Raw genomic sequence first — 19714 nt, 5'->3', positions numbered from 1 at the left:
ATGTGATCAAGGCGCAGACTCACATGGCACGATGGAAGCGACCGAAGGGGTGAGATGAAGGCCAACGCAGTGGAAACCGAACGAGGGTCCTCCCGTGTCCGACTCGACCGCGCAGGGATCATCGAGGCTGGGCTCGAGCTCGCCGCGCGGGCCGGCGTCTCATCGATCTCGGTGCGGGAACTCGGCCACCAGCTGGGCGCCGACCCGACCGCGATCTACCGGCACTTCCGCAGCAAGGACGCACTGATGGCCGCCCTGCTCGACGAGCTGAACGCCAGGGCAGCCGCCGACGTCGACGTGCCCGTCGAGGAGTGGGCCGACCGGCTGCGCACACTCGCCAAGGCGACGCTTTCGTGGTTCACCCGGCATCCGGCGATCGCCGTCGAGGCGATGTCGATCACGACGCACGGCCCGGGTGAGCTCGCCGTCATCGAGTTCATGCTCGATGCATTCCACCGCGCAGGCCTCCGCGACGGCGAGCTCGTGCGTCACTACGCACTGATGGCCACGCACGTGCTCAGCGTGTCCGCCGGCATCGCCCGCGGACACGCTGAGCGTCACGATGGCGACAACGACGGCAACAACAACGCCTGGTTCGATTCACCACTGCTGGCCGATCCGCGTGCGTACCCCCTGATCGCCGCCAACAGCGTCGCTCTCGCCGACCTGCAGGACGACGAGCTCTTCCTGATGGGAGTCGATGTGATCATCGAATCCGCGGCGCGCACCGCAGCACCCTGACCCTTCCTGCCACCACCTGGAGACGATCAATGAAGATCATCATCGTCGGCGCGGGCATCGGCGGCCTTGCCGCCGCGCTCAGCCTGCACGCCGCCGGATTCGACGACATCGAGATCCACGAGCGCAGCCGCGAGATCCGCGGCCTCGGCGTCGGGCTGAACCTGCTGCCGCACGCGATCCGCGAACTGACGGAACTGGGTCTTGGCGATCGGATGCACGAGCTGGGCGTCGCCCCGCGCGCGCTCAGCTACATGAACCGCCACGGACAACTGATCTGGAGCGAGCCGCGCGGCGTGGACGCCGGTTACCGCTGGCCGCAGCTGTCGGTGCATCGCGGCCGACTGCAGCTTGCGCTGGCGGATGCCGTCACCGAGCGCCTCGGCGAGGTGATCCGGCTCGGAAGCCGGCTGGTCGACGTGCACTCCGCCGACGCCGGCACCGAGATCGCCCGCTTCGAGACCGCGGACGGCGATTCCGTCGAGGTCGAGGCCGACCTGGTGATCGGTGCCGACGGCATCCACTCCGCTCTACGCGCACTGCGCTACCCCGACGAGGGGCCCCCACCGTGGAGCGGCCTGACGCTGTGGCGCGGCGTCGCCACTGTGCCGCAGTTCCTCGACGGGCAGACGATGATCATGGCCGGCGATGCCGAGCAGAAGTTCGTCGCGTACCCGCTCGCCAGGGCGGAGTCGGATGCTGACGAGGGTGCGATCCGCGTGAACTTCATCGCCGAGCGGCGCGGGGTCGGCTCGGCGGATGCCGACTGGAACCGCACCGTGGACCCGGCCCCGATCGCCGAGCTGTTCGACGACTGGCGGTACGACTGGCTCGACGTCCCGGCGGTGATCGCCGCGGCCGACGAGATCCTCGAGTACCCGATGGTCGACCGCGACCCCCTGCCGCAGTGGACGTTCGGCCGCACGACACTGCTCGGCGACGCCGCGCACGCGATGTACCCGAACGGATCCAACGGCGGGTCGCAGGCGATCCTGGATGCCCGCACGCTGGCGTTTCACCTCGCCACGTCCCCCGACGTCGACAGCGCTCTGGCGGCATACGAACAAGCTCGACGCCCCGCGATGACGGCGCTGCTGGCATCCACCCGCGCCACGGGTCCAGAGCGGGTGATGCAGCTGGCACGAGAGCGCGCCCCAGAGGGCTTCGCCGACATCCACGACGTGATCCCGGCTGCCGAGCTGGAAGAGGTCGCCACCGGCTACAAGCGCGCCGCCGGCTTCCACCCCTCGACGCTCAACGACCGTGCGTCCCTGAGCGCCACGCGGCAGGGCACGCCCGAAACAGGGGCGGACGTCGCGGGATCATGAGCGACTTCGACTCCCTGCCGGTGCCGACGCTGACGTTCGCGTTCGATGTCGCCGTGCAGCTGGGGCGGCCAGAGGACCATGGCGCCACGAGCGCTGGCATCCGACGCGTCGTGCCGATCCTCGGCGGCGAAGTGACCGGCGAGATCGAAGCCGAGATCCTGCCGGGCGGCGCCGACTGGCAGCTGATCGACGCCGACGGCACGATCCGCATCGACGCACGCTACTCGGCGCGCACGTCCGCGGGAGAGCTGGTGCTGCTGCACGCCGCCGGGCTGCGCGCCGGGTCACCTGAGGTGCTGGAGCGCCTGGGCCGGGGCGAGGACGTCGATCCCGCCGCGTACGTCTTCCGCACCACGGTCGACATCGAGACATCGGCCCCGAGGCTGGCTCATCTGCAGCGCTCGATGTTCCTGGCATCCGCCCGCCGTCAGGCAGCGACCGTCAGCTACCGCACGTACCGGATCGGCTGACCCCCGAATCAGCTGACCACCCTTCGCTCCCGTATGAGTTTTTGTCGCCATATCGCGCGATAGGCGACAGAAACTCATACGGGAACGAGAAGCGGTTCGCGAAGCGAGTTCGCGAAGCGCACGGGCGACTTCGCGAAGCCGGGGGGGAAGCTGCGCGAAGTGGCTGGGGGGGTCAGTCGGCGTTGCCGAGGGCGATCAGCTGCGCGACCTGCGCGCGGTTGACGCCCATGCCGGGGAAGCCGGCCAGGCGTCCGATCGGGAACGACGCCATCATCTTCGCCATGTTGTCGTCGCTCATGATGCCGGCATCCGCCGCACCGTCCGAGAGCTCCTGCACGCCCGCCAGCTGCGCCTGGACGATCGGCCCGACTACCGGGTGCGCGAGCAGCTCGCCCACCGACGAGTTCATCGTCAAGGGCATCCGCACCTCGTCGCCGGCGACATCGACGCTCGCACTGCCCCGCAGATCGCGGCTCGAGGCGCCGATCTCGACGAGGTACGCACCGCCCTCGACGATCCAGCGGTCGACGCGGATGTCCCAGTACGCCAGGTCCTCCCGGCGCACCGTGAGCTTGACGTCCTCCGAAGCCCCGGCGGCGATCTCGACCGACGCGAAGGCCTTCAACTCGCGCGGAGCCCGCTCGACGGCGGACTCGGCGCGTCCGACGTAGACCTGCACGACCTCGCGGCCGTCGCGGTCGCCGGTGTTGGTCACGGGCACGCGCACGCTGACATCACCGGTCTCAAGAACGGATGCCACGGGCGCGCCGTACTCGAACGACGTGTACGACAGTCCGTGCCCGAACGGGTAGGTGACGGCCATGTTGCGCTGGTCGTACCAGCGGTAGCCGACGAACAGCCCCTCGCCGTAGCGGACGTGCCCGAACGAGCCGGGGAACGAGCCGTACGCCGGGGTGTCCTCGAGGCGCCGCGGGATGGTCTCGGCCAGACGCGCCGACGGGTTCACGGCACCGGTGAGCACGTCGACCGTCGCCGATCCGCCGGCCTGGCCGAGCAGCCACGCCTCGGCGATCGCCGGCACGCGGTCGGCGAACGGCAGCGCGACGACGGCGCCGTTCGAGAGCACGACGACGACGTTCGGGTTGGCAGCGATGACAGCATCCAACAGCTCGAGCTGCACGACGGGCAGGTCGATGTGCGTGCGGTCGAAGCCCTCCGACTCCTCCGCTTCGGTGAGGCCGAGGAAGACGACCGCGACGTCGGCAGCGGATGCCACGGCCGCAGCCTCTGCGCGGAGCGCCTGCGCATCCGCACCGTCGAAGGCGAAACCGGCCGCGAACGCGACCCGCTCCCCCGCGATCTCGCGGAAGGCGTCGAGTGCGGTGTCGACGCGGGTCGGGTTGATGTGCGACGAACCGCCGCCCTGGAAGCGCGGCGTGCGGGCGAACTCGCCGATCACGGCGAGTTTCGCATCTGTTGCCAGCGGCAGGACGCCGTCGTTCTTGAGCAGCACGATCGAGCGCGCTGCGGCCTCGCGGGCCAGCGCGTGGTGCGCGTCGACGTCGAGCGGTCCGGTCACGGAGGGGCGCGCCTGCGCCTTGCGCACCAGATCGACCGCGCGGCCGGCGGCCACATCGAGCACGCTCTCAGCCAGGGCGCCCGACGAGACAGCTGCGACGATCTCAGCATCCGTCTCTCCGCCGCCACCCGGCATCTCGAGATCGAGCCCGGCGACGAGGCCAGCGACGCGGTCGTTGACGGCGCCCCAGTCCGAGACGACGAGACCCTCGAAGCCCCAGTCGTCGCGCAGCACCTGCGTGAGCAGCCACGGGTCCTCCGAGGCGTACACGCCGTTGATGCGGTTGTACGAGCACATCACGGTCCACGGCTGGGCGTCCTTGACGACCCGCTCGAAGCTGCGCAGGTAGAGCTCGCGCAGCGGACGCGGGTCGATGTCGGCCGACACGCGCATGCGGTCGTCCTCCTGGTTGTTCGCCGCGAAGTGCTTCAGCGATGCGCCGACCCCCTGCGACTGGATGCCGCGGACGAGCCCTGCGCCCATGACGCCGGAGAGGATCGGGTCCTCCGACATGTACTCGAAGTTGCGTCCGCACAGCGGCGAGCGCTTCAGGTTGATGCCGGGGCCGAGGATGACGGCGACGTCCTCGATCGCGGACTCCACACCCAGCGCGGTGCCGATGCGCTCGGCGAGCGCGGGATCGAACGTCGAGCCGATCGCCGCCGCGGGCGGGAAGCAGGTGGCCGGCACGCTGTCGTTCAGTCCGAGGTGGTCACTGTCGCCGGCCTGCTTGCGCAGCCCGTGCGGTCCGTCTGTGAGCATGACCGAGGGGACGTCACCGACCGCCTTCGTCGTCCAGAAGTCCGCGCCGCTGGTCAGCGACGCCTTCTGCTCGGTGGTGAGGGCTGCGAGGGTTTCGGCGATCTTCTCGGTCATGAGCTCTTTCCTGGGTGAATCGAATGTGGTGCGGTTTTGCGGTGGTCGCGTCTGTCAGGCGGCGGATGCTGTCGCCGGTGCCTGCACCGGCTTCAGGAACCACGGGCGGCGCCCGTAGTCGCGGTTCAGCCAGGGCCAGAACGCCCACCACAGCACGAGGGCGACGCCCATGCCGGCGAGGATGCCGACGACGGTGTCGCTGAACCAGTGGGCGTTGATCAGGGTGCGCTGCCAGATCATCCCCATCGTGAGCAGCACCGAGATGACGGCCCAGACGATGCGCCAGGTGCGGCGGGTCGGCGGGATCAGCGCGAAGATCGTGACGATGATCACGCCCATGCTCATGGAGTGCCCCGAGGGGAACGAACCGTGATCGACCATGACGAGTGGGCCGAACAGTCCTGCCGCAGCGTCCTCTGCCGGACGGGGACGGTCGACGATGTTCTTCGCCAGCTGCGAGACGAGTCCAGGGCCTGCGAGCTGTGCGGCGATGACGAAGAGCATCGAGCGCCACCGCCCCACGATCGCGAGGGCGGCGGGCAGGATCAGCATCATCAGCGCGAACCCTGGGATCGCGCCGATCTCCTGGAACAGCATGGCGATCGGACCTGTGGCCACGGCATCATCCGGTCCGGCGCCGACGGCTGCCCGCCAGGCGTCATCGAGCGCCTGGGTCCAAGGGGCTTCGGGGGCTGCGAGGATCGCAGCTCCCTGCAGCACGAGGATCAGCAGCAGACCGAGACCCACCCACAGCAGGGTGCGATTGCGCGGTGGGGTCTGCACGCCACTCACAGCAGCGCCTTGACGGACGCGTACGCGTCGACCATGTCGCGCGTCGGGACGTCGAAGACTCGGGCGACGCCGGTGGCGTCCAGCTGCGGCCAGCCGGGGTCGCCGCTGTTGATGAATGCCACCGCCGCGCCGTGCACCTCGTCAGCGAGTTCCTGCGGCGGGTTGGGCCCTGCGAGCGGCACCATGGCCGGGCCGTCGAGGCAGTCGAAGAAGAACGGCACGTCGAGGCAGTGCTCGGCGAAGCCGAAGGTGCCGGACGGCCAAGAGAAGCGGTACAGCCAGGTGGGTGCGGCGCCGCGGTCGCCGGCGATGTTGAGCACCGAGGTGCGGAACATCCGGTCGGTGAGCACACGGCCGGCGAGGCGCGCCTTGCCCTTGGCGACGACGTCGGCGTTCGCGGCGAGGTAGGCCTTGCGACGGTCCTTCGCGACGCCGAACTTGCCGAGCAGCATGCCCTTCGGCACCCAGCGCAGCACCTTGGCCGCATCGCCCATCGCCATCGAGAACTCATCATCGGTGGTGCCCATGACCAGCGGCTTGTCGGCGCCGACCCCGGCGCGAAGAGACTCGCGTGTCGACCGCGGGATCAGATCGCCGTCGATGGTCGGCCCCAGACCGAGTCCCTCATCGAGCATCTTCTCCATGGCAGCAGGATCGAGCTCGGTCGCCTTCTTCTGCAGCTCGAGCACGCGCTCCTCGGACAGCGAGCGGAAGCCGGCCATGGTCGGCTGCACACCGGCCGAAGCTGCGAGCTTGCGCCCGAACTCCTCCGACCGCTCAGGGGTGACATCGGCGAGCGCACCCGAGACGGCGTACACACCGTGGAACAGGTGCTGTGCCTGCTCCATGCCGAGCAGCGTGAGCACCGCACCGCCACCGGCGGATTGTCCGGCGATGGTGACCCGTGCGGGGTCGCCTCCGAATTCGGCAATGTTCTGCTGCACCCATTCCAGGGCGAGCAGCCAGTCGCGCACGCCCCGGTTGGAGGGAGCGCCGTCGATCCAGCCGAAGCCGTCGAAGCCGAGCCGGTACGAGAGCGTCACCGTCACGACGTCGTCGCGGTTGAAGTTGCGTCCGTCGTACCAGGGGCTGGCAGGAGAACCGGCGAAGTACCCTCCGCCGTGGATCCACACCAGCACCGGCAGGCCGGCGTCGGATGCCCGCTGCGGCGAGGGCGAGAACACGTTGACGTTCAGCGTGCTCTCCCCCTCGACGCTCGGCTCGGGGATCAGCGTGACGCCGGGGTCACCCCGCTGCGCGGTGGCGGCGAACTCGAGCGCGTCGCGCACGCCCTCCCACGGCGCCTTCGGCACCGGTGCGGCGAACCGCAGTTCACCCACCGGCGCCTCGGCGAACGGGATGCCGAGAAACGCCGCCGACTGCGGGTTGCCGTGGCCACCGGTGGTCGGGCGCCAGCTGCCGCGCACACGACCCGCGGTCGTGGTCACCTCGACGTAGTCGGTGGTCTTCTCGGTCTTCGTCATGCTTCTCTTCCTACCTTGTCCTGCTCAGTTCCCGATGGTCATTCTGCGCGGATCAGCGCACGCCCTTGATCGGTGCGATGGCGATCGCCGCGAGCACGACGAAGACCATCGCGAACACGAAGAGCATCTGGTAGCCGCCAAGGAACGTGATGATGAGTGCCGCGACTCCCGAGCTCAGCGCCTGCGGGATGTTCGTGGCGACGTTGAGGATGCCGAGGTCCTTGCCAGCGGCGGTTCCCTCACTGGGCAGCACCTCGGTCATCAGAGCCGCGTCGACCGACATGTACAGACCGAAGCCGATGCCGTTGATCACGCTCATGGCGATCATTCCGGTCATGTTCGGCATGAGGATCGGCATCAGGAAGCCGATGACCATGACGACGGATGCGACGTAGATGAACACCTTGCGGCGACCGATCTTGTCGCTCCACCAACCCGACAGGATGATGGCGATGATCGTCGGCACGAGAGCGACGAGCGTCAGTGTGACGACCGCGCCCTGACCCTCGGCGAGGGTCATGCCGATGTAATCGGTGAGCAGGTAGAGCTGGTAGGCCGCGACGACGAAGTAGCCGAGGATCAGCAGGAATCGGGCAGTGAAAGCCCAGAAGAAGTCGGGGTGCTTGCGCGGGTTGACCCAGAAGCCCTTGAAGAAGCCGCCCCAGCTGAAGGGCTCGACGACGGATTCCTTGGAGGACCAGTCACGGTTCAGGAGCACGAACAGGATGGTCACGACGATGACCGCGGCGCCGAACACCGAGTAGCCGATGCCGATCTGCGCACCGAGTGCGGCAGCGAGCATCACGCCCACGGTCATGCCGAGCTGCGTGCCGAGGCCGATCATCGCACTCGCACCACCGCGCTGGGAGCGCGGGAAGCGGTCAGCGGTGATGGTGGTCAGCGGCGCCTGCAGGAAGTTCAGTGCGACCTGGATGACGACCCAGAACACGGTGATCCACAGGATGTCGGTCAGCGAGCCGATCCCGAACAGGAAGATTCCGCCGACGAGGGCGCCGATCACCATCCACGGTGCTCGGCGTCCGTAGCGCGATCGGGTGCGGTCGCTGAGAGCACCGGCAAGCGGCTGGGCGAAGAGCGTGAAGACGAACGAGGTCGTCGTGACGATGAACAGGTTGCCGACCTTGTTCGCCTCGTCGATCATGGCGATCTGCGAAGGCAGCAGGATGGCGATGAGGCCACCGTAGGTGGCGAACAGGGTGAGCGCGGCCACGAGCAGGCTGGGCTTCAGCCGCCGGTTCGAGGGCGGGCTGGCCGCCGGCTCTCCCGCAGCGGGCGGGGTCGAGGAGATGACGCCAGTTGGCGCGTTCTCCGAGACAGGATCAAGTGACGGTGCGGTCATGGTGCGTGCTCCTCATCGAGCGGGTCGGGTCGTTACCGAACAGCATTCGGTATTTGACAACATCGTGACAGATCGTCGACCCAGAATCAAGCGAACCCGAACGTTGTTCGGCTTTGCGGGCAAGGAGTAGCCTGGGACGTATGGCACAACGGGGGGCGTACGCGAAAGGCGTCGCGAAACGCGAGGAGATCCTCGAGGCAGCGCTCGCCGTCGTCGCAGAGCACGGCTATCGCAAGGCGTCGGTGCGCGAGATCGCCGAGACGGCGGGTCTGAGTCCCGCAGGCCTGCTGCACTACTTCGGCTCGAAGGAGGAGATGTTCGTCGCCATCCTCGAAGCACGAGACCAGCGGGATCTCCGCGAGTACGCCGAGAGCGACTTCATCTCTGCATTCGTCGACGTCGTCCGACACAACGCCGCCGTCCCTGGACTGGTGCATCTGTACGCGCGGCTCGCTGCCGATGCGGCCGACCCAGAGCATCCGGCGCATGACTTCTTCCGCCAGCGCACGGCGCAGCTCGAAGCCATCGCCCGCGGCGAGATCGTCGCCGCCCAGCAGGCCGGCACGATCCGCGCCGATCTCGACCCGGCCTGGGTCATGCGCACCGCTCACGCTGTCGCCGACGGGCTGCAGAGCGCCTGGATGCTCGACCCGACCATCGACATGGCCGCCGATCTCGAGCAGTTCCTGAACCTGCTGCGGCCCTGACGCTGCGTCTACCCGTTCAGGCCGCGTCGCGGGTGCGGATCGGGTAGAACCAGAAGCACAGCCACGCGAGCGCGGTGAACCCGAGGGGCACCACAGCCAGCATGATGCGGATGCCCCCGTCGACAGCATCCGGCTGCGCGTCACCGAGCGCCGCGTCGAACCCGCTCGCGTTCAGCACCCACGCCGCCACGATGGCCTGCAGCACCACTGCGCCGCGCACGACGAAGCCGTTCACGCCGAAGTACACGCCCTCGCGGCGGTGCCCGGTGCGCGCGGCATCGTCGTCGATGATCTGCGAAAGCGCGATCTCGAGCAGCTGCAGCAGTCCGCCGACGCCGACGCCGACGCCGAGCCCCACCAGCGCGGCGCCGAGCACCGTCGCCGGCAGCAGGAAGGCCAGCACGGCCAGGCCGAAGATCGCGACAGCCACCAGCAGCGCAGTGCGCGGGCTCGTGCGCCGCACGAAAGCGCTCCACCCGATGATCGAGGGGATTGCGGCCGCGAAGATCGCGCCGAGCAGCACGCTGGCCTCGCCCTCCGCAGCATGCAGCGAGTACCGCACGTAGAACGGGATCGCGGCGATGATGATCGCGATCGAGGTCTGCACCATCAGCGATCCGAGCACGTATGGCACGAACGCGCGGTTCGTGAAGGTGTACCGCAGCTGCGCGCCCCATGCCATCGGCGCCTCGGTCGCGACCGCGCCGCGGCGCTCGACCATCCCGGCCTGGAACGACCACAGCAGCATCCCCAGACTCACGACGCCCAGGATCAGCGCCATCGCCGGCCAGCCGAGCGCGTCGTACAGCATCGGCGCGAGCGCGGTGCCGAGCACCATGCCGAGGATGCCGAAGATCTGCCGCGGCACGTTGCCGCGGGCGCGCTCCTCGGTCGTGCGGAAGATCTCGGGGAACAGCGCCGAGATGTTCAGCACGACCACCACGAACGCGACGTCGTAGACCGCGACGACGATCAGGAACCAGGCGATCAGCCCGCCGGTCGGCAGCTCCGGTGGCATCCACACCAGCACGAAAGCGACCACCAGCGGCACGATGCCGAGGCCGATCCACGGGATGCGCCGCCCCCAGGGAGTGCGCAGCCGGTCGGAGAGCGCGCCGACGACGGGGTTGAGCACGGCATTCAGCACGCCGTGCGCGATCATCGCGATGGCGACCCATTCGGCCGGCGCCGCGAGGTGAGCGACGTAGAAGTAGACGACGAACGCCGAGAACGTCTGCGTCATCAGCTGGGTCGGGAAACCGGATGCCCCGAACGCGATCGTCTGCGCCCGCGTGGGTGCGGCCTCGAGACGGCGGTCCCGGATGCCGGAGAGCAGGCTCATCTGGGCGCGCCGTCCACAGCATCCACCGGCGCAGCATCCGCCCCGCGCTGCAGGTCGCGCAGCGCCCGCCAGCCGATCCTGATCAGGCCCTCGTCGGCGAGCGTCTGCGCGACGACGGGGTCGGTGAGCAGCCGCGTCTCGTAGCCGCGCTTGACGGCCGCGTAGTCGACAGTGCCGCGCAGACCAGGCCCATCGAACATCGGGTGCAGGTACACCTCGGTCACCCCCGCCGGCACCGCGCGAAGCAACTCGATGAAGTCGTCGCGCACGTCCTCGTAGGTCTGCTGCTGAGCGGTGCCGTCTCCGACCAGCTCGAACGGGTGCGTCCAGCTGCGGTCGGGGATGACCACGCCGGCGGCATCCGCGGCGGCCGTCGCCTCATCGAGCACGGGCTGCAGCGCAGGGTCCAGACCATAGCCCTGCGCGTACCGCGGCAGCCGGAACGGCAGCCCGTGGCTCGCTGCGAGGGCGAAGACGGGTCCAAGGAAGTTCCGCCCTGTTTCGAGTCCGTACACGGATCCCATGTGGTTGTCGAGGTGCGTCACGTCGATGCCGGCGGCGATCGCCGCCTCGACCTGCAGACCCAGCTCGGCCACGACGTCGTCCTCGTCGGCCTGCCGCTCCACCTCGAGCACCGTGCGCGGGAAGTAGCCGTCCGCATCGACGAGGGAGGAGAGGATGCCGGTGAGCGGCCGCCAGCGGTACCTGTCCCATTCGCTGGTGAGCACGAGGTGCACCCCGACGTCGAGGTCGTGACGGCGCGCGGCGAAGGACGCGGCTCCGGCTGCCCACGAGCACGGCATCATGATCGTCGTCGAGTCGAGGTGCCCCGCGTCGAGCAGTTCTGAGATCGCGGTGTTCGCCGCGCGGCACATGCCGAAGTCGTCGGCGTTGAGGATGATCGCACGCGTGTCGGCAGGGTGGCCAAGGCGTTCGATGAGTGAAGCTGGCATGTCAGTGCTTCCGGTCGTCGGGTGAGAAGAGGGCGGCCTGCAGCTCGACGGTCGCCTCGTGCACGGCACCGACCAGCGGCGCCTCCCGTCCGAACGCCGAGGTGGTGAAGCGCAGCGGCAGCCGCTCCTCCCACGCCTGCGCAGCATGCTGGATCGCGTCGAACATCACCGGGTGCGCGGCGAGCCCCGCGAGCACGAAGATGCCTGGATCGATGACGAGCGAGACGGTGCCGGCGACGACAGTGAGACGGCGGGCGATCTCGGAGATCATGCTGTGCGCGGCAGGATCGCCGGTCGCTGCGGCCTCGAGATGAGCGAGCAGCGGCAGAGACGGGTCGCGGCCGACGCCGCTGGCAAGGTCGGCGGTGACGACCTCCCCGACCACCGGTGCTCCGAGCGGCAGCGGCGTCTGCGGCAGGTACTGCACCTCACCGGCCATGCCGGAGGCGCCGCGGCGCAGAACGCCGTCCAGGACGAATGCCGCACCGAGTCCACCGTCCAGCAGCAGCAGGGCGAAGCTGGAGTGCTGCGTGCCGAGTTCGCCGGCGAGCTCCGCGAGCGCTGCCAGGCTCACGTCGTTCTCGATGCGCACCGGGCATCCGACCCGCTCGGCCAGCGCGGCACGGAACGCGCCGCCGTCGGGGCCGGAGTCGTCGCGGATCTCGCCGTCCCTGGTGACGATGCCTGGGGCGGCCACGACAGCGGCATGCAACGGCGCGACGCCGCCAGTGCACTCCTCGATCAGCGCCGTGATGACATCGAGTCGGTCGTATGCCGCCGACAGCGGGGCGTGGGCCTCGGCGCGCACCGCGCCGGTGGCGTCGACGAGCGCGACATGGGCGTCGTGATGGTCGAGGTGCACTGCCACGGCGAAGCCGAGACGCGGGTTGAGCGCCACGCGCATGGCGGCAGGACCCTTGGCCGCGTGCTCGCCGCTGGGCGAAGCCGTGCCGGCGGAGACGATGAGATCCCGCGACTCGAGCGACCGCAGCGACGGGGCGACGGCGCCGCGCGACAGTCCCGTCTGGTGCATCAGCTGGGCCCTGGTCAGCGGGCCTCGTCGTGCCAGCGCCTCCAGGATCGCCTTCGCGTTCGGGGTGCGCAGTGTGCTCGGGGTGCGGGCTGGGGGTCTCGCCACGTGCATCCTCGCCTTCGTCGGCGTTCAGTATGCCATGAGGCGCAGAGCCTGTGAGCGGCTGACGGGCCGGGGATAGTCGCCTCCGGCCCGTCAGCAGGGTGCTCTCGCGCGGCTCAGCGCACTGGTGCGAGCAGCGGAATCTCGTAGCGGTGCGGGGTGCCGAAGCGGTGCGCGGTGACCGAGACGGCCTGCTCGCGCAGGAACGTCAGCAGCTCGACGCGGCCGGCGGCGACGACCGGGTTCGCGTAGATCGCCAGGCTCGGGGAGCCGTTCACGGCGAATGCTGTCGCACCGGCATCCACGCCGACGAGGCGCACCCGGCCGCCGGCACCCGCGAGGCGCCGTGCGTGCACGCCCCACGCGTCAGCATCCTCCGTCACGACGACGACATCATGCGAACCCAGCCAGGTGACCACAGGGGTCGGCAGGGCGGATGCCGTGCTGAGGGTCACGCGGGAACCTGCGCGCACGCCGGCGGCGGCGACGCGGATCAGCTCGGCGACGCGGTCGCCCTCGAAGCGGATCGCCGCCGGGATCGCCTGGTAGCGCAGCGAGTTCTGCTCGGTCTCGAGTCCGGTGGCGTCGCGGACGACGCCGAACTCCGAAGCCCAGGCGTCGATGTCGGTGGCCAGCGCGCCGCGCAGCCACTCGGCATCAGCGCCATCGACGAGCTTCGCGGCCGACAGGCCGAGCTCGTCGAGCGGGCGGGTGGTCAGCGCAGGGGCATCCGACCACTCCGAGAGCCCGACGAGGTAGTTCGGTCCGCCGGCCTTGGAGCCGGCGCCGACGGCGGCCTTCTTCCATCCGCCGAACGGCTGACGCTGCACGATCGCGCCGGTGGTGCCGCGGTTGACGTAGACGTTGCCGGCCTCGATGCGTGAGAGCCACAGCTGGATCTCGGCCTCGTCGAGCGAGTGCAGACCCGAGGTCAGGCCGTACTCGATGGTGTTGACGATGTCGATGGCCTCGTCGAGCGTTTCGGCGGTCATGACGCCGAGCACAGGGCCGAAGTACTCGACGAGGTGGAACTCGCTGCCTGGCTGCACGCCCTCGCGGATGCCAGGACGCCACAGCTGGCCGTCGGCGTCGAGCTTCTCGGGCTCGATCATCCACGACTGGCCGGGGTGCAGCTGGGTGAGGGCGCCCAGCAGCTTGCCCTCGGCGGGGGCGATCAGGGGTCCGATGCGGGTGGACCCGATGCTGGGGTCGCCGACCTCGTACGCGCTGACCGCGTCGAGCAGCTGACGGCGGAAGCGCTCGGACTTCGCGACCGAGCCGACCAGCACGACGAGGGATGCTGCCGAGCACTTCTGCCCGGCGTGGCCGAACGCCGAGTACACCACGTCCTTGGCTGCGAGGTCGAGGTCGGCGGACGGAGTGACGATGAGCGCGTTCTTGCCGCTCGTCTCGGCGAGCAGCGGCAGGTCCTGGCGGAAGCCGCGGAACAGCTCTGCGGTCTCGTAGCCACCGGTGAGGATCACCCGTCCCACGGCCGGGTCGCTGACCAGCTGGGTGCCGAGCTCGCGTCCGTCGAGCTGCACGTACTGCAGCACGTCGCGCGGCACGCCGGCCTCCCACAGCGCCTCGACCATAACGGCGCCCGAGCGGCGGGCCTGGCGTGCGGGCTTGATGATCACCGGCGAGCCGGTGGCCAGAGCCGACAGCACCGAACCGGCGGGGATGGCGACGGGGAAGTTCCACGGCGGGGTGACGACGGTCAGTCCGACGGCGCTCATGACAGCGCCGTCGACATCTGCCAGCTTCTTGGCGCTCTCGGCGTAGTAGTGCGCGAAGTCGATCGCCTCGGAGACCTCGGGGTCGCCCTGTTCGATGACCTTGCCGGCTTCAGAGCCCATCACCTCGAGCAGCTCGCCGCGGCGCGCCTCGAGCACGTCGCCGGCGCGGTGCAGGATCTCGGCGCGACCGGCGGCGCCAAGCGCACGCCAGGCCTCACCGGCGGCGACACCGTTCTTGATCCGATCGGCGACCTGCGCGGCCGCGTTCAGGGTGTTCGCGGCGACCGTGTCATCGCCGAGCGTCGAGCCCTGCATGCGTGCGCGGATCGCGTCGCCCCAGGCACGGTTGGCCGCCAGCGACGGGTCGGTGTCGGGGGTGTTGGCGAATCCGTCGAGCGGTGCGGGTGCGGCGGCGACCGAGCGGTTCTGCACGCGGTTCGGACCAGGCACCTCGGTGGGCATCGAGGTGACGGATGCCAGGAAGCGCTGCTTCTCGCGCTCGAACAGGGCGGGGTCGGCGTCGAGGTCGAAGACCGCCGACATGAAGTTCTCCTGGCTCGCACCCTCTTCGAGGCGACGGATCAGGTACGCGATCGCGACGTCGAACTCGTCGGGGTGCACGACCGGCGTGTACAGCAGCAGCGAGCCGACGGTGCGCTTGACGACCTCGGCCTGTGCGGAGGCCATGCCGAGCAGCATCTCGAACTCGATGCCGCTCGTGGCGCCGCGCTGCTCGGCGAGCAGCCAGGCGAGGGCGATGTCGAACAGGTTGTGACCGGCCACGCCGATGCGCACGTTCTGCACGCGCTCCGGGGTGAGCGAGTAGTCCAGGACGGCCTTGTACGAGGCATCCGACTCCTGCTTGCTCGACCAGGTCGCGAGCTCCCAGCCGTGCGTCTCGGCGTCCACGACCTCCATCGGCAGGTTGGCGCCCTTCACGACGCGCACCTTGATCGACGCTCCACCGGCGGCGACGCGGGCGGCTGCCCACTCCTGCAGACGGATCATCGCGCCGAGAGCATCGGGCAGGTAGGCCTGCAGCACGATGCCGGCCTCGAGGTTCTGGAACTCCGGACGGTCGAGGATGCCGGTGAAGACCGCGATGGTGAGGTCGAGGTCCTTGTACTCCTCCATGTCGAGGTTGATGAAGGTCTGCTTCTTGGCGGCGACCTCGTACAGCGGGTGCAGCGCCTCGATGGCGTCGGTGACCGCCTCGTCGAAGGCCCACGGGCTGTGCGGGGCGACCGTGGACGACACCTTGATCGAGACGTAGTCGACGTCGTCGCGCTCGAGCAGGCGGCGGGTGCCGGCCAGGCGACGCCCTGCCTCTTCCCGGCCGAGGATGGCCTCGCCGAGCAGGTTGACGTTCAGACGCACGTTCTCGGCGGAGCGGATGCGACGGATCGCCGACCCGAGTTGGGCGTCGCGCGCGTCGACGATGAGGTGGCGCACCATGCTGCGCAGCACGCGGCGGCTGATCGGCACGACGATGCCGGGGAAGATCGGCGCGAACGCGCCGCCGAGCGCGATGGCGCCGCGCAACGGAGCCGGCAGGAACTTCGGGGTGAGCGGCACGATCTCACGCAGGTTGCGGGCGGCGACCTTCGTGTCTTCGGGGCGCACGACGCCGTCGACGAAGCCGACCGTGAAGTCGAGGCCGTTCTCATCGCGCAGCACGCCGGCGAGACGCTGCGCGGCAGCATCCACCGGCACGTCGCGGCTTTCGATCAGCCACCGGCGCACGAGCGCGACGGCATCGTCGGCGAGCGCGGCCAGCTCGGCGTGGGTGTCGGAGGCGGGGAGCACAGGGGTGGTCATGGTCTCAGGATGACTCCTGACACTCATAAAGAAAAGCGAATGTTTACGATGATGACCATTCAGGTCTGTCGATCTTTCATGGGTGTCGCGCGTCGGGTGCGTGCCGCGGGAAGATTCCGCGGTCTCGGGCTGTTGACTGGGGGTATGACGGACTACGGCCATGACCTGCTCTTCGGCACATTCATCACCCCGACGAACCAGGTGCCGCAGCACGCGGTGCAGCTCGCCCAGGCGTCCGAGGCCGCCGGTCTCGACCTCGCGACGTTCCAGGATCATCCGTACCAGCCAGGGTTCCTCGACACGTGGACGCTGCTGAGCTACGTGGCGGCGAAGACCTCGCGCATCCACCTCTCGGGCAATGTGATCAACCTGCCGCTGCGCGGGCCTGCCGTGCTCGCGCGCGCCGCCGCCAGCCTCGACCTGCTCAGCGGCGGACGTGTGGAGCTGGGCCTGGGCGCCGGCGGGTTCTGGGACCCGATCGTCGCCATGGGCGGCGAGCGCCTCACCCCCGGCGAGTCGGTGACCGCTCTCGAGGAGGGCATCGACATCATCCGCGGCATCTGGGATGCCGGCAACCCCGAGCGCCTCGTCGTCGACGGCAAGCACCACCAGGTCGTCGGGGCGAAGCGCGGACCCGCCCCGGCACACGATATCGGCATCTGGCTGGGCGCACTCAAGCCACGGATGCTGCGCCTGATCGGTCGCAAGGCCGACGGCTGGCTGCCGTCGATGGGCTACATGAAGAGCCTCGACGAACTGACAGACGCCAACGCACGCATCGACGATGCCGCCGCCGGCGCAGGTCGCGATCCGCGTGCGATCCGTCGACTGGTGAACATCAACGGACGCTTCGCGGCCGAGACGAGCCAGCAGCTGCTGGTGGGACCCCCTGCGCAATGGGCCGAGCAGCTCGCCGTGCTCGCGCTGGAGTACGGCATGACCGGGTTCATCCTCGCCGGTGACGACCCCAACGCGATCGCGCTGTACGGCCAGGAGGTCGCTCCGGCCGCCCGAGCGCTGGTCGCCGCCGAGCGCGCCTGAGTCCCAGCATGGACTACGGACAGCCACTGCTCTTCGGCAGCTCGATCACGCCCCTCAACGGCTCTGCACCCTTTGGCGACGCCGCCGGCGACCCGCTCGTCCCTGTGCGCCTCGCCCAGCGCAGCGAAGAGCTCGGCCTCGACCTGGTCACGGTGCAGGACCACCCCTATCAGCCGCGCTTCCACGAGACGTGGACGCTGCTCAGCTGGATCGCGGGTGCCACAGAGCGCATCCGCCTCTCCCCCAACGTGCTGAACGTGCCGATGCGACCGCCGGCCGTGGTCGCGCGCGCGGCCGCGAGCCTTGACCTGCTGTCCGAGGGGCGGGTCGAGCTGGCCCTTGGCGCCGGTGCGTTCTGGGACGCGATGACCGCCATGGGCGCTTCGCGGCTGTCACCAGGCGAATCGGTGACTGCCCTGGAAGAGGCGATCGAGATCTTCCGCGGCGTGTGGGATCTCAGCCGGTCGACGCCGCTGCACGTGCGCGGCGAGCACCATCGCGTGACCGGCGCAGACCGCGGCCCCGCGCCGGCACACCGGATTCCGCTGCACATCGGCGCCGGCAAGGCGCGGATGCTCGACCTGATCGGCCGAGAGGCTGACGGCTGGGTACTGCCAGGCGGGCCGGCTGGGCTCGGGATGCTGGCAGATGGCAACGCGGTGATCGACGATGCGGCGCGCTCGATGGGGCGCAGCCCCCGCGAGGTCCGGCGCATCCTCAACCTCTCGGGGCGCTTCCGCGACGGCGGCGGCTCGTCGCTGTTCGACGGACCGTGGGAGCAGTGGGTCGAGCAGCTCGTGCCGCTGATGCTCGACGGTGGCATCTCGACCGTGCTGCTCTCGGGCGACGACGAGTCCGCCCTCGAGACCTTCGCCACCAGGGTCGTGCCAGCGGTGCGCGAAGCGGTCGCCGAGCACCGTGACGCCCGCGGCACCGATATCGGGCCGATCGTGCCGCTGTCGGTGCGCGCCCGCCGACGTTCCGGCATCGCCTATGACAAGCTGCCCGCATCCCTCGCCGAGGTCGCCGTCGAACCAGGAGATGTCGGTTACGGCGCGGCGAAGTCGACGTATCTGCGGGGCGGCACACCGGGCATCGTGCTGCGTCCGCGCAGCGCCTCCGACGTGTCGGCGGCGGTCACGTGGGCACGGCAGCAGTCGGTGGAGCTGTCGGTGCGCAGCGGCGGGCACGGCTTCAGTGGTCGCTCGACGAACGACGGCGGGGTGGTGATCGACCTGAGTCGGATGCACGGGATCACCGTGCTCGATGAGCAGGCCCGCCGGGTGCGCATCGAACCCGGCGCCAGGTGGGGCGACGTCGCGGCGGCGCTGCGCCCGCACGGGTGGGCGATCTCGTCCGGCGACTCCGGCGGTGTCGGCGTCGGCGGACTCGCGACCGCAGGTGGCGTCGGATACCTCAGCCGCGCGCACGGGCTGACCATCGACCACGTGCGCGCGGTCGAGCTCGTGCTCGCAGACGGCTCGCAGATCCGGGCGAGCGAGGATCAGCATCCGGAGCTGTTCTGGGGAATGCGCGGCGCGGGCTTCGCCTTCGGCATCGTCACGGCGTTCGAATTCGAGGCCGACGTCGTCGGCGACATCGGCTTCGGCCAGCTGCAGCACGACGTCGCCGGCGACATCGCCGGGTTCCTGGTGCGCTGGGGCGCCGCCGTCGAGGCGTCGCCGCGCGACACGACGAGCTTCCTGATCATGGGCGGGCAGCAGGGCGGCGGCATGATCGCGCAGACGATGAACGTGATCGATTCCGACGATCCGGACACGGTCCTCGAGCGCCTGCAGCGGCTGGCCGATGTCGCACCGCTCGTCGGACAGCAGGCGATGCTGATGACGTACGACTCTCTGGTGACGGCGGGCCCGCGCACCGGGCATTCCGGTTACGGCGAGCCGACCGGCCGGTCCGGGCTGCTCGAACACATCACGCCCGCCTTCGCGGCGGATGCCGAGCAGCTGCTCACGCGCGGCGCGACCTCGTTCTTCCAGATCCGCGCCCTTGGCGGGGCGACGACGGATGTGGCATCGGATGCCACCGCGTTCGCGCACCGGTCTGCGCAGTTCTCGGTGCTGGCGATGTCGTCATCGCCCGACCGGATCGACCCGATCTGGGATGCCATGCGCCGGCATTTCACCGGACTGTATCTGAGCTTCGAGACCGATCAGGATCCGGCCCGCCTGCACGACGCGTTCCCGCCGGAGACGCTCGAGCGCCTGCGCGCCCTGAAGCGTCAGTACGACCCCGACAATGTCTTCCACGACAACTTCGACCTAGATCCCGAGCGCCCGGCCGCCTGAGACCCGTCGACACCCCTACCTGCTGCCGACACCCCACGTGCGGACGTCCGCAGGTGGGGGTGTCGACAATACGTAGGGGTGT

At 69.6% G+C, this 19714-nt stretch carries 14 protein-coding genes; 6 read left to right on the top strand and 8 right to left on the bottom strand.

The window, feature by feature from the left end:
* The first annotated feature begins 69 nt into the window (after positions 1 to 69).
* From MNR00_RS02590 to MNR00_RS02580, 3 genes are read left to right on the top strand one after another with little or no spacing between them, the layout of a single operon-like run.
* Positions 70 to 741 carry a TetR family transcriptional regulator gene (locus tag MNR00_RS02590; RefSeq protein ID WP_241927619.1) on the top strand — a complete coding sequence of 224 codons (672 nt, stop codon included), beginning with the start codon at positions 70 to 72 and terminating at the stop codon, positions 739 to 741.
* 29 nt (positions 742 to 770) lie between these two features.
* Positions 771 to 2066 carry a flavin-dependent oxidoreductase gene (locus MNR00_RS02585; RefSeq protein WP_241927618.1) on the top strand — a complete coding sequence of 432 codons (1296 nt, stop codon included), beginning with the start codon at positions 771 to 773 and terminating at the stop codon, positions 2064 to 2066.
* Entirely contained in the window at positions 2063 to 2536 is a 474-nt protein-coding gene (locus MNR00_RS02580; protein ID WP_241927617.1) for a DUF3237 domain-containing protein, read from the top strand. Before MNR00_RS02585 ends, MNR00_RS02580 begins: the two co-directional genes overlap by 4 nt.
* A gap of 172 nt (positions 2537 to 2708) precedes the next feature.
* Here MNR00_RS02580 and MNR00_RS02575 read toward each other — a convergent pair whose 3' ends face one another.
* From MNR00_RS02575 to MNR00_RS02560, 4 genes are read right to left on the bottom strand one after another with little or no spacing between them, the layout of a single operon-like run.
* Complete coding sequence (locus MNR00_RS02575) at positions 2709 to 4952, bottom strand: glycoside hydrolase family 3 C-terminal domain-containing protein (protein ID WP_241927616.1); 2244 nt, start codon at positions 4950 to 4952, stop codon at positions 2709 to 2711.
* 54 nt (positions 4953 to 5006) lie between these two features.
* The gene (locus tag MNR00_RS02570) at positions 5007 to 5744 is read right to left on the bottom strand and encodes a phosphatase PAP2 family protein (RefSeq protein ID WP_241927615.1); all 738 of its coding nucleotides are present in this window, start codon (positions 5742 to 5744) and stop codon (positions 5007 to 5009) included.
* Positions 5741 to 7228 carry a carboxylesterase family protein gene (locus tag MNR00_RS02565; RefSeq protein WP_241927614.1) on the bottom strand — a complete coding sequence of 496 codons (1488 nt, stop codon included), beginning with the start codon at positions 7226 to 7228 and terminating at the stop codon, positions 5741 to 5743. Before MNR00_RS02565 ends, MNR00_RS02570 begins: the two co-directional genes overlap by 4 nt.
* Before the next feature lie 52 nt (positions 7229 to 7280).
* Positions 7281 to 8588 carry an MFS transporter gene (locus MNR00_RS02560; RefSeq protein ID WP_241927613.1) on the bottom strand — a complete coding sequence of 436 codons (1308 nt, stop codon included), beginning with the start codon at positions 8586 to 8588 and terminating at the stop codon, positions 7281 to 7283.
* Between the two features lie 140 nt (positions 8589 to 8728).
* On the opposite strand from MNR00_RS02560, the gene MNR00_RS02555 reads away from it, so the two are divergent.
* Positions 8729 to 9295, top strand: a complete 567-nt coding sequence (locus tag MNR00_RS02555) for a TetR/AcrR family transcriptional regulator (RefSeq protein ID WP_241927612.1) — start codon at positions 8729 to 8731, stop codon at positions 9293 to 9295.
* Positions 9296 to 9311: 16 nt separating this feature from the next.
* Here the strand turns inward: MNR00_RS02555 and MNR00_RS02550 are convergent, their stop codons facing one another.
* From MNR00_RS02550 to MNR00_RS02535, 4 genes are all read right to left on the bottom strand, one after another.
* The gene (locus MNR00_RS02550) at positions 9312 to 10637 is read right to left on the bottom strand and encodes an MFS transporter (RefSeq protein WP_241927611.1); all 1326 of its coding nucleotides are present in this window, start codon (positions 10635 to 10637) and stop codon (positions 9312 to 9314) included.
* Positions 10634 to 11590 (bottom strand): polysaccharide deacetylase family protein, encoded by a 957-nt coding sequence (locus MNR00_RS02545; protein WP_241927610.1) that lies wholly within the window; start codon positions 11588 to 11590, stop codon positions 10634 to 10636. Before MNR00_RS02545 ends, MNR00_RS02550 begins: the two co-directional genes overlap by 4 nt.
* 1 nt (position 11591) lies before the next feature.
* The gene (locus tag MNR00_RS02540) at positions 11592 to 12728 is read right to left on the bottom strand and encodes an ROK family transcriptional regulator (RefSeq protein ID WP_241927609.1); all 1137 of its coding nucleotides are present in this window, start codon (positions 12726 to 12728) and stop codon (positions 11592 to 11594) included.
* A 113-nt stretch (positions 12729 to 12841) separates the two neighbouring features.
* Complete coding sequence (locus tag MNR00_RS02535; RefSeq protein WP_241927608.1) at positions 12842 to 16282, bottom strand: bifunctional proline dehydrogenase/L-glutamate gamma-semialdehyde dehydrogenase; 3441 nt, start codon at positions 16280 to 16282, stop codon at positions 12842 to 12844.
* 144 nt (positions 16283 to 16426) lie between these two features.
* Here MNR00_RS02535 and MNR00_RS02530 point away from each other — a divergent pair, with 144 nt between their 5' ends.
* Positions 16427 to 17323, top strand: a complete 897-nt coding sequence (locus MNR00_RS02530) for an LLM class flavin-dependent oxidoreductase (RefSeq protein WP_241927607.1) — start codon at positions 16427 to 16429, stop codon at positions 17321 to 17323.
* A gap of 8 nt (positions 17324 to 17331) precedes the next feature.
* Positions 17332 to 19632 carry an LLM class flavin-dependent oxidoreductase gene (locus MNR00_RS02525; protein WP_241927606.1) on the top strand — a complete coding sequence of 767 codons (2301 nt, stop codon included), beginning with the start codon at positions 17332 to 17334 and terminating at the stop codon, positions 19630 to 19632.
* The last annotated feature ends 82 nt before the right edge of the window (positions 19633 to 19714 follow it).

It is taken from the genome of Microbacterium sp. H1-D42, assembly GCF_022637555.1.
Classification (GTDB): Bacteria; Actinomycetota; Actinomycetes; order Actinomycetales; family Microbacteriaceae; genus Microbacterium.
Note: the sequence above shows the minus strand (reverse complement) of the source record. Positions and strands in the feature narration are given on the sequence as shown.

What these genes read in the sequence shown, in the direction of transcription:
- MNR00_RS02585 (WP_241927618.1), top strand. Translation starts at nt 771, where the DNA reads ATGAAGATCATCATCGTCGGCGCGGGCATCGGCGGCCTTGCCGCCGCG.
- MNR00_RS02580 (WP_241927617.1), top strand. Translation starts at nt 2,063, where the DNA reads ATGAGCGACTTCGACTCCCTGCCGGTGCCGACGCTGACGTTCGCGTTC.
- MNR00_RS02575 (WP_241927616.1), bottom strand. Translation starts at nt 4,952, where the DNA reads ATGACCGAGAAGATCGCCGAAACCCTCGCAGCCCTCACCACCGAGCAG.
- MNR00_RS02565 (WP_241927614.1), bottom strand. Translation starts at nt 7,228, where the DNA reads ATGACGAAGACCGAGAAGACCACCGACTACGTCGAGGTGACCACGACC.
- MNR00_RS02560 (WP_241927613.1), bottom strand. Translation starts at nt 8,588, where the DNA reads ATGACCGCACCGTCACTTGATCCTGTCTCGGAGAACGCGCCAACTGGC.
- MNR00_RS02555 (WP_241927612.1), top strand. Translation starts at nt 8,729, where the DNA reads ATGGCACAACGGGGGGCGTACGCGAAAGGCGTCGCGAAACGCGAGGAG.
- MNR00_RS02550 (WP_241927611.1), bottom strand. Translation starts at nt 10,637, where the DNA reads ATGAGCCTGCTCTCCGGCATCCGGGACCGCCGTCTCGAGGCCGCACCC.
- MNR00_RS02545 (WP_241927610.1), bottom strand. Translation starts at nt 11,590, where the DNA reads ATGCCAGCTTCACTCATCGAACGCCTTGGCCACCCTGCCGACACGCGT.
- MNR00_RS02535 (WP_241927608.1), bottom strand. Translation starts at nt 16,282, where the DNA reads ATGACCACCCCTGTGCTCCCCGCCTCCGACACCCACGCCGAGCTGGCC.
- MNR00_RS02530 (WP_241927607.1), top strand. Translation starts at nt 16,427, where the DNA reads ATGACGGACTACGGCCATGACCTGCTCTTCGGCACATTCATCACCCCG.
- MNR00_RS02525 (WP_241927606.1), top strand. Translation starts at nt 17,332, where the DNA reads ATGGACTACGGACAGCCACTGCTCTTCGGCAGCTCGATCACGCCCCTC.